At 67.0% G+C, this 9,162-nt stretch carries 9 protein-coding genes; 7 read left to right on the forward strand and 2 right to left on the reverse strand.

The features are described from left to right. Nucleotides 1-58 precede the first annotated feature (58 nt). Complete coding sequence (locus WCJ52_RS09170; RefSeq protein WP_336903003.1) at nucleotides 59-232, reverse strand: DUF4169 family protein; 174 nt, start codon at nucleotides 230-232, stop codon at nucleotides 59-61. 3 nt (nucleotides 233-235) lie between these two features. Then, nucleotides 236-1,438, reverse strand: coding sequence for a pyridoxal phosphate-dependent aminotransferase (locus WCJ52_RS09175; RefSeq protein WP_336903004.1), 1,203 nt, complete (start codon nucleotides 1,436-1,438; stop codon nucleotides 236-238). 206 nt (nucleotides 1,439-1,644) lie between these two features. Between WCJ52_RS09175 and WCJ52_RS09180 the strand changes: the two genes are divergently transcribed. The 7 genes from WCJ52_RS09180 to WCJ52_RS09210 all read left to right on the forward strand — a co-directional run. Beyond that, nucleotides 1,645-2,229, forward strand: coding sequence for a DUF4136 domain-containing protein (locus WCJ52_RS09180; protein ID WP_336903005.1), 585 nt, complete (start codon nucleotides 1,645-1,647; stop codon nucleotides 2,227-2,229). Between the two features lie 64 nt (nucleotides 2,230-2,293). Continuing rightward, entirely contained in the window at nucleotides 2,294-2,998 is a 705-nt protein-coding gene (locus tag WCJ52_RS09185; protein WP_336903006.1) for a TVP38/TMEM64 family protein, read from the forward strand. Then, the gene (locus WCJ52_RS09190; protein ID WP_336903007.1) at nucleotides 2,995-3,612 is read left to right on the forward strand and encodes a glutathione S-transferase family protein; all 618 of its coding nucleotides are present in this window, start codon (nucleotides 2,995-2,997) and stop codon (nucleotides 3,610-3,612) included. Before WCJ52_RS09185 ends, WCJ52_RS09190 begins: the two co-directional genes overlap by 4 nt. Before the next feature lie 387 nt (nucleotides 3,613-3,999). Continuing rightward, nucleotides 4,000-6,495: a bifunctional YncE family protein/alkaline phosphatase family protein gene (locus WCJ52_RS09195; protein ID WP_336903008.1), complete on the forward strand. Its 2,496-nt coding sequence runs from the start codon at nucleotides 4,000-4,002 to the stop codon at nucleotides 6,493-6,495. A 43-nt stretch (nucleotides 6,496-6,538) separates the two neighbouring features. Continuing rightward, complete coding sequence (locus WCJ52_RS09200; RefSeq protein WP_336903009.1) at nucleotides 6,539-6,670, forward strand: hypothetical protein; 132 nt, start codon at nucleotides 6,539-6,541, stop codon at nucleotides 6,668-6,670. Nucleotides 6,671-6,879: 209 nt separating this feature from the next. Then, entirely contained in the window at nucleotides 6,880-8,475 is a 1,596-nt protein-coding gene (locus tag WCJ52_RS09205) for a 2-isopropylmalate synthase (protein WP_336903010.1), read from the forward strand. Between the two features lie 3 nt (nucleotides 8,476-8,478). Further along, nucleotides 8,479-9,162: EamA family transporter (locus WCJ52_RS09210; protein WP_336903011.1), on the forward strand; the 684-nt coding region annotated here is incomplete at its 3' end.

Genomic DNA, 9,162 nt, shown 5'->3' on the forward strand with positions numbered 1-9,162 from the left:
CCCCTGAGGTGGAGCAATTGAGCGCGCGTTAATGCTCCCGTCTTGGGGGCGTGCCGGGTTAGGGCTCCAGGCGCTTGTCGTCCAGGCTTCGGGCAGCCCGGGTCGCTTCGGATTTCGCCTGGACCTTCTCGGCCTTGGTGCGACCGAAGGCCATGCGGTTTTCGGCGGCGAGGGCGGTCGCCGCGTCGCGGGCCCGGGCCTTGCGGGCCTTGGAGAGGCTGACGACGGTCACGGCCTACGCCACCGCGGCGCAGAAGCGCTGGATGCGGCCGCAGGCGTCCTCGAGGATCGCCTCGGAGGTTGCATAGCTGATGCGGAAGAAGGGCGAGAGACCGAAGGCCTCGCCGAACACCACCGCCACGCCCTCGGTCTCCAGCAGTTCGTTGGCGAAGTCCTGGTCCGAGCTAATGACACGGCCCGACGGGGCGGTGCGGCCGATCAGCGCCTCGCAGGAGGGATAGACGTAGAAGGCGCCTTCCGGGGTCGGACACACCAGGCCCGAGGCCTGGTTCAGCATGGAGACCACCAGGTCCCGGCGCTTCTGGAACAGGGCGGCGTTGGGCTTGATGAAGTCCTGGGGACCGCTCAGGGCCTCGACGGCGGCGTATTGCGAGACCGAGCAGGGGTTGGAGGTCGACTGGCTCATGACCTTGGCCATCAGCTTGATCAGGGGCTCGGGGCCGGCGGCGTAGCCAATGCGCCAGCCGGTCATGGCGTAGGCCTTGGAGACCCCATTCATGGTCAGGGTGCGCGCATAGAGGGCCGGCTCGACCTGGGCGATGGTCCAGAACGGCATGTCATCGAACATCAGGTGCTCGTACATGTCGTCGGTCAGGATCCAGACGTGCGGGTGGCGCAGGAAGACCTCGGCCAGGCCCTTCAGCTCGTCCTTCGTATAGGCGGCGCCGGAGGGGTTGGAGGGCGAGTTGAGGATCACCCAGCGGGTGCGCGGCGTGATCACGGCCTCGAGTTCGGCGGGCTTCAGCTTGAAGCCGCTGGCCGCCGTGGTCGGGGCGAAGACGGGGGTCCCGCCGGCCAGGAGAACCATGTCGGGATAGCTGACCCAGTAGGGGGTCGGCACCACGACCTCGTCGCCCGAGTTCAGGGTGGCCATCATGGCGTTGAAGATGACCGGCTTGCCGCCGGGCGAGACGTTCACCTGGGAGGGCTTGTAGGACAGGCCGTTCTCCCGGGCGAACTTGGCGGCGATGGCTTCCTTGAGCTCAGGGATGCCGTCCACCGTGGTGTACTTGGTCTTGCCCTCACGGATGGCGCGGATCGCGGCCTCCTTGATGTTGTCGGGCGTGTCGAAGTCCGGCTCGCCGGCACCGAGGCTGATGATGTTTCGACCCTGGGCCTTCAGCTCCCTGGCCTTCTGGTCCGTGGCCATGGTGGCCGACGGCTTGACCCGGGACAGGGTGACGGATTCGAGCGACATGGGAGGCTCCCGGACAGGAAGATTAGGACTTTGGGTGTTTAATCCGAACCGCCGCCTTCGGCAAAGGCGCTGTGTGACACTCCGCGGTCACACTCCGGCACCAGGCTGTTCCGCGCTAGGCCGTTCCGATTGCGATCGACGGCTTGCGCAGATGCTTAAGGATAGTGCAAAATGCAACCCGACGCGTATGCATCCGGAGTTACCTGATGAGACCGAACCTCTTCCTCGTCGCCGCCCTTGCCGGGATCGCCCTTTCCGCTGCGGGCTGCGCTTCGACGCCCAATGTCCGGGTGACTTCGGACCCCACAGCGAACTTCTCCCAGTACAGGACCTTCGGGTTTGCAAACCCGCTGGGAACGGACAGGGGCGGTTACCAGAGCTCGGTCTCCCAGCAGCTCAAGTCGTCCGCCCGGACCCAGCTTGAGGCCCGCGGCCTGAGGTATGTCGAGAGTGATCCGGACCTGGTGGTCAACTTTGGCGCTGCCCTTGACCAGAAGTACCGGGTGTCCTCCACGCCGACTCCGACCATGGGGGTCGGCTATTATGGATACCGGACCGGCATGTACTCGGCCTGGCCCATGTACCAGGACCAAACCACCATGACCCCCTACAACGAGGGCACCCTGAACATCGACATCGCCGACGCTCGCCGCCGGCAGCTGGTCTGGGAAGGCGTGGTCCGCGCGACGGTCAACGACAAGACCCTCAGCAATATCGGGCCGGTCCTCGACACCGCGGTCGCAAACGCTTTCGCGAAGTACCCGGTGCCGGTCGGCTCCCCTGCAAAATAGGGTTCCTGAGGTTCCTAACGGACCGCCGGGCGTCCTGCGCCGGCTGCTCCGGCTGGCCAGCAGCATGGATGCCCGCGCCTGGGTGAGCCTCGGCGTATCCTTCCTGCTGTTCGGCGGCGTGGGGCTGGTCTTCGTCTTCGGCGCGAGACTCCTCGGCTTCGACAGCGAGGCCGCCCTCGAAGGCTGGTTACAGGCTGCGCACGGGCCCTGGGCCCTGCCGGTCGCGGTTGCCGCCTTTACCCTGCTGGCCTTCCTTGGCGCGCCGCAGTTCGTACTGATCGCCGCCGCCGTGGTCGCCTTCGGTCCGGTGAATGGGGCGATCTACAGCTGGGTCGGAACCCTGGTCTCCGCCCTGATCGGCTTCGCCCTGGGGCGCAGCGCCGGCGCCCGCACGCTCCAGATGTTCGCCGGAGAGAGCCTCGACCGCTTCATGGCCCTGATCGGTCGCAACGGCTTCCTGGCCAGCCTCGTGGTCCGGCTGGTGCCCTCCGCCCCCTTTATCGTCGTCAACATGGCGGCGGGGGTGACGCCGATCCGGGTGCTGGATTTTGCGGCCGGGACCGCCCTGGGCATTATCCCGAAGATCGCCCTCACGGCCTTCGCGGGCTCCTCCATCCTGCGCGTCCTGACCGGCGGCGGCCCGGAAGGCCTGATTACCCTGGGGGCGGGCCTGGCGCTCTGGATGGGACTGGGCCTTGCGGCTCGCCACTGGCTGAGGTCGCGCGGCCCGGAAGACGAAGTGCAACACGACGAAACGGGAATCTCATGAAGCTCTACTATATGCCCGGTACGATCGCCCTGGCGGTGCGCATCGTCCTGGAGGACGCCGGCGCCGCCTTCGAATCCGAATTGGTGGACTTCCGGACCGATGCGCAGAGGGCGCCAGAGTACCTGGCCATCAACCCCAAGAGCCGGGTGCCGGCCCTGGTCACCGATCGCGGCGTCCTGACCGAGACGCCCGCCATGCTGGCCTACATCGCCCAGACCCATCCCGAGGCGCGCCTCGCGCCCTTTGAGGATCCCTTCGCCCTGGCCCAGGTGCAGGACTTCAACACCTATCTCTGCGGCACGGTCCACGTGGCCATGGCCCATCGCTATCGCGGCTATCGCTGGGCCGATGACCCGGACGCCATCAAGGCCATGGCCGCCAAGTCCCCGGAGGTGGTGATCGGCTGCTTCCGCGTGATCGAGGAGACCCTGCTCCGGGGCCCCTGGGTCATGGGAGACCTGTACACGATCTGCGATCCCTACCTCTACGTCCTCTCCGGCTGGCTGGACCGGGACCGGATCGACCGGACCCAGTTTCCGGCCGTCGACGCCCACTTCCGCCGGATGTCCGAACGGCCCGGCGTGCGCAAGGTTCTTGCCGAGTGGGGGCTCTAGACGGATTTTTGCGCAAGAGTATTGGGCGATAGCAGACATCTATATTCATCGTATAAGTATTTTCAATATATTGCCGCTGACATGACGCCCTTGAATTCTTTCAGGAAGATGTGGTGTTTGCTTCTTGAAAGGACGGATGGATGAGGTGATATCGGTTCCGGGTCGGAACCCTGGCTCCGCCCTGATCGGCGTTGCGCTGGGGCCCAGAGCCGGCGCCCGTGCGCTATAGATGTTCGCCGGAGAGAGCCCCGACCGCTTCATGGCCCTGATGGGCGGCGGCCCGGAAGGCAATGCGAACGGCGACGGGTCGGGAGCCCCCGGTCGCGCGACTGCCATCAATCTGTCAGTTTGTGTTCTTACAACGAAGAGACACGGGGAGAGCGGCTAATGGCGATTCTGCGGATGTTGGCGGGCGTGACGCTTGCTGGAGCCTTTATCGCAGGTGCCGCCGAGGGTGCGCCGGCTGCAGTGGCTGAGCATCCACGCGCGATCCCGGGCGGTTTTGCGCTTCCAAACGGGTGGCGCATCACACCGGCCGCAAAGAGCATCGGCTCTACCGGTGATCTCGTGATGAAGATCAGCGCCGCGCCGGACGGCCGGGCGCTTGTGGCGGTGAATTCCGGCTACCTTCCGCACGGTCTGACCGTCATAGATCCGGCAACCCGCAAGATCGTGCAGCGGGTCGACATCCCGTCCACATGGCTGGGACTCGCCTGGTCGCCCGACGGCAAGACGCTTTACGTCTCAGGCGGTAACGCCTCAGGCTCGAAGTTGAAGGCAAGGGCCCCCGTCTATGCTTACAGGTATGCCGATGGGCGCCTGAGCCAGGCACCGGTCGCCCAGTTCGACGAAACCGTTCCGATGGAACAGGTCGGCTGGGCCGGCCTGGCGCATCATCCCACCCGGCCACTGCTCTATGCGGCGAACCGCGGAACCGGAATGGAAGCGACGCCCGTGGTGGTGTTCGACACCCAGACCGGCGCCATCGTCACGCGCATACCGGTGGACGTCAGCCCCTACGAGCTCCTCTTCTCCCACGACGGGTCGCGTCTCTACGTCTCGAATTGGTCCAGCCGCTCCGTCAGCGTGATCGACACCGCCAGCAACCGCGTGGTCCAGACCATAGCGGTCGGTTCGAATCCGAACGACATGGTGCTCGGCGCGGACGCGCGCCTGTACGTCGCCTGCTCGGGTGACAACACCGTGCACGTCATCGATACGCGCACTGGCGCGGTCATCGAGCGCATCTCCACGACCCTCCACCCCCGGGCCCCGGAGGGATCGACCCCGGATGCCCTGGCGCTCGACGCCAAGCGGGGGCGGCTCTACGTCGCGAACGCCGACAACAATGATGTGGCGGTGGTCGACGTCAGCGTGCCGGGACGGAGCGTTGTGAAGGGCTTCGTGCCCGTCGGGTGGTACCCGTCGGCCCTGGCCGTCGGCGAGACCGGCGGAGCCCTCTACATAGGCACTGGCAAGGGCGAGCAGGCCTACCCTACGCCCGAGGGGCCTCACGCGCCGGGCGGGACCCGACACACCATCAAGACCCTGCAGGCTGGCTCGCTGGAGCGCCTGTCCCTGGAAGGGCTCGACAAGCGCCTGCCGGAACTGACCCGCCAGACCCTGGCCAACAGCCCCTATCGCGACGAACGGCTGGAGCGCGCCGCTGCCCCGGCAGAGCCTAGCGTAATCCCGGTCGCCGTGGGCGCCGGGTCACCGATCAAGCACGTTATCTACATCATCCGCGAGAACCGGACCTATGATCAGGTGCTGGGCGACATCGAGAAGGGTGACGGCGATCCGGGCCTGACGCTTTTCGGACGCAAGGTCACGCCGAACGCACATGCGATCGCGGAGCAGTTCGTCCTCCTGGACAACCTCTACTGCGACGGCGAGGTCAGCGTGGACGGACACGCCTGGTCCAATGCCGCCTATGCGTCCGACTACAACGAGAAGACCTGGCCCTCGAACTATGCGAGCCGATCGGACGTGAAGCCAGCGCCCGCCTACTACTCACCGGCGGGCTACACCTGGGATCTGGCGCGTCGAAAGGGCCTGACCTACCGGAACTATGGCGAATTCGGCCGTCGCGCCTCCACCGGCGAGAAGTTCGAGCCGGCGCCCGGCGCAGACGGGCTATGGGGCCACCTCAGCCCGGACTATGCGGGCTTTGAAGCCCGGGATCGCGACAACCTCGCGGTCTTCCTGAGAGACTTTGACCAGTACGAGGCCAATTTCGACAGCTCCGATCCCGGAAAGCGCCTCCCGAACTTCATCACCATGACGATGGGCGAGGATCATACCCGCGGGGCCACCCCCGGCGCCTTCACGCCGGCCGCAATGGTAGCGGACAACGACTGGGCGATCGGCCAGCTCGTCGACCGGGTCAGCCACTCGAAATACTGGCCCAGCACCGCCATCTTCATCATCGAGGATGACGCCCAGGATGGTGCCGACCACGTGGATGCGCGCCGCACCGTTGGCCTGGTGATCAGCCCTTACATCAAGCGCGGAACCGTAGACTCTACCCAGTATTCGACGAGCTCCTTCCTGCGCACGATCGAGCTGCTTCTGGGCCTCCCCCCATTGAGCCAATACGACGCCGCCGCGACGCCGCTCTTCGCTGCCTTCGGCACCAAGGCCGACCTTTCGACCTATTCCGCACGGCCGTCCGAAGTGGACCTGATGGAGAGAAATCCTCCCACAGGACCCGGTGCGCAGGAGAGTGCGGCCATGGACTTCAGCGCCCCGGATCGTGCGCCCATGCGCAAGTTGAACGAGATTCTCTGGAAGGTGGTCAACGGACCCGACGCCCGGGCTCCGGCTCCCGTTCACAGGTTCCGAGCCCTCGAGGACGCCGCAGGCGACAGCGACGACGAATAGGCCGCGCGAGGCTCCACCCCACCGTACGTGCGGTCAGGGGGTATTGTTTGTCCGGTCCGGCTGGCTGAACAGCGGGGTCATCGACAGAACGCCCTATCCCAGGGTCGACGCCCACTTCCGCCGGATGTCCGAACGGCCCGGCGTGCGCAAGGTTCTTGCCGAGTGGGGGCTCTAGGCGGATTTTCGCGCAAGACTCTTGCGCCAGAGTCGCCAAATCGCTATGAGCCTTCCCATGATCGCGGTCGCGCCCAGTCTTGGCCTTCAGCGGGGGCTTAGTCGCCCCTGAGCGCCTCTTCAGGCTGCGCCTCGTCGCGGCCGGGCGTTTCAGGGGATGAGCCTCCCACCCGACCTGATCCCCAGCCCCCGCGAACCGCGAGCCCCCACATGAACCCGATTTCCACCGACGCCCCGTCTGCGTCCGCCGCCCAGGACCCCAAGGACCGGGTCGTCGTCTTTGACACCACCATGCGCGATGGCGAGCAGTCGCCTGGCGCCTCCATGTCCCTGGAGGAGAAGCTGGAACTGGCCAAGATCCTCGAGGAGATGCGCGTCGACGTCATCGAGGCGGGCTTTCCCATCGCCTCCAACGGTGACTTCGAGTCCGTGCGCCGCATCTCCGAGATCGTCACCGAGAGTACGATCTGCGGCCTCGCCCGTGCCGGCCAGGCGGACATCGAGCGCTGCGCCGAGGCCATCCGCCCGGCGAAGCGCGGCCGTATCCACACCTTCATCTCCACCAGCCCGGTCCACATGAAGTGGAAGCTGCAGATGGAGCCCGATGCGGTGCTGGAGATGGTCTCCCGTTCGGTGGCCCACGCCCGCAACCTGTGCGGCGATGTTGAGTGGTCAGCCGAGGACGCCACCCGGACCGAGCGCGACTTCCTGCGGCGCTGCGTCGAGGCGGCCATCCGCGCCGGCGCCACGACCATCAATATCCCGGATACAGTGGGCTACACCTACCCCTCCGAGTACGAGGCGGTCTTCCGCGACCTGATCGAGAACGTGCCTGGCGCGGACGGGGTCATCTTCTCCACCCATTGCCACAACGACCTGGGCCTGGCCGTCGCCAACAGCCTGGCCGGCGTGCAGGGCGGCGCCCGGCAGGTCGAGGTCGCGATCAACGGCATGGGTGAGCGGGCCGGCAATGCCGCCCTCGAGGAAGTGGTCATGGCCCTGAAGGTGCGCGGCGACCGGCTGCTCTTCGAGACCGGCGTCCAGACCCAGCACATCACCCGCGCCAGCCGGTATGTCTCGGCCATCACCGGCTTTCCGGTCCAGTACAACAAGGCCATCGTCGGTAAGAACGCCTTCGCCCACGAGGCCGGCATCCACCAGGACGGCATGCTCAAGAATGCTGAGACCTACGAGATCATGCGCCCGGAGGATGTGGGGCAGGGGGGCACCAACCTGGTCATGGGCAAGCACTCGGGTCGCCATGCCTTCCGCGAGAAGCTGAAGGGCCTGGGCTATGAGCTGGGCCAGAATGCCCTGAACGAGGCCTTCCAGCGCTTCAAGGAGCTGGCCGACAAGAAGAAGGACGTCTTTGACGAGGACATCATGGCCCTGGTCGACGACGCCCTGGCCTCCGGCGCCGATCGCATCCAGGTGAAGAGCCTGCGGGTGGTGGCCGGTACGGAAGGGCCGCAGACCGCGGACCTGGTCCTGACCGTGGATGGCGAAGAGCGCATCGCAGCCGCCACCGGCGATGGGCCCGTAGACGCGGTCTTCCACGCCATCCGCAAGGCCGTGCCGCACGAGTCCGACCTGAGGCTCTTCCAGGTGCACGCCGTTACCGAGGGTACGGACGCCCAGGCCCAGGTCTCGGTCCGCCTCGAGGAAGACGGCCGGATCGCCACCGGCCAGGCGGCGGATACCGACACCCTGACCGCCTCGGCCAAGGCCTATGTCAACGCCCTCAACAACCTGATCGCCCGGCGGGAGAGGTCTGCACCCGGTGCTCGCGTCGCCAGCGGGTTCTGATCCATGTTGTGGGCCGTGCTCGCCGCGGCCGCCGCCCCGCTCCAGGTCGCCCGGAACGCCTTCCAGCGCGGCATGATCGGCGACGCTGGGCCCTGGGGCGCCACCCTGGTCCGGTTCCTGTTCGGCCTGCCGTTCTCCCTCGCCCTGCTGGCGATCGCTCTTCTGGCGACGCCGGACGCCCGGCCGACGCCGGACCTGCGGTTCCTCCTGGCCGTCGGCGCCGGGGGCCTGGCCCAGATCGGCGCCACCGCCTGCCTGCTGGTGGCCATGCAGCGCGCTGGCTTTGCCGTGGCCACCTTCCTCCAGCAGGCGGCCCTGCCCCTCGGGGCCCTGGTGGGCTGGCTGGCCTTTGGCGACACCATGCATCCGGCCCAGTGGCTGGGCGTGGCCGTGACCTCTGCGGGTCTTCTGGTCCTGTCCTGGCCCCGGGCCGGGATCCGGACCCTGGACTCCGGTGCCCTGCTGGGCCTGGCCGCCGCCGCCTTCTTCGCGATCTCGATGAACGGCTACCGCCAGGCCGGTCTGGCCCTGGAGCCGCAACATCCCATCTTCGCCGGAATCGGCTCGGTGGTCGCCGCCCAGGCGATCCAGTCGACCGTGCTGGGCGGTGCCCTGGCCGTGCTGAATCCGGCGGCCCTGAGGGCGGTCTTCGCCGCCTGGCGGCCGTCGCTGGGCGCGGGTGCCTGC

Source organism: Phenylobacterium sp., from assembly GCF_037138395.1.
Lineage (GTDB): Bacteria > Pseudomonadota > Alphaproteobacteria > Caulobacterales > Caulobacteraceae > Phenylobacterium.

Excerpts from the sequence above, each read along its gene's own strand:
- WCJ52_RS09175 (WP_336903004.1), bottom strand. The coding sequence starts at position 1,438 with ATGTCGCTCGAATCCGTCACCCTGTCCCGGGTCAAGCCGTCGGCCACC.
- WCJ52_RS09180 (WP_336903005.1), top strand. The coding sequence starts at position 1,645 with ATGAGACCGAACCTCTTCCTCGTCGCCGCCCTTGCCGGGATCGCCCTT.
- WCJ52_RS09185 (WP_336903006.1), top strand. The coding sequence starts at position 2,294 with ATGGATGCCCGCGCCTGGGTGAGCCTCGGCGTATCCTTCCTGCTGTTC.
- WCJ52_RS09190 (WP_336903007.1), top strand. The coding sequence starts at position 2,995 with ATGAAGCTCTACTATATGCCCGGTACGATCGCCCTGGCGGTGCGCATC.
- WCJ52_RS09195 (WP_336903008.1), top strand. The coding sequence starts at position 4,000 with ATGGCGATTCTGCGGATGTTGGCGGGCGTGACGCTTGCTGGAGCCTTT.
- WCJ52_RS09205 (WP_336903010.1), top strand. The coding sequence starts at position 6,880 with ATGAACCCGATTTCCACCGACGCCCCGTCTGCGTCCGCCGCCCAGGAC.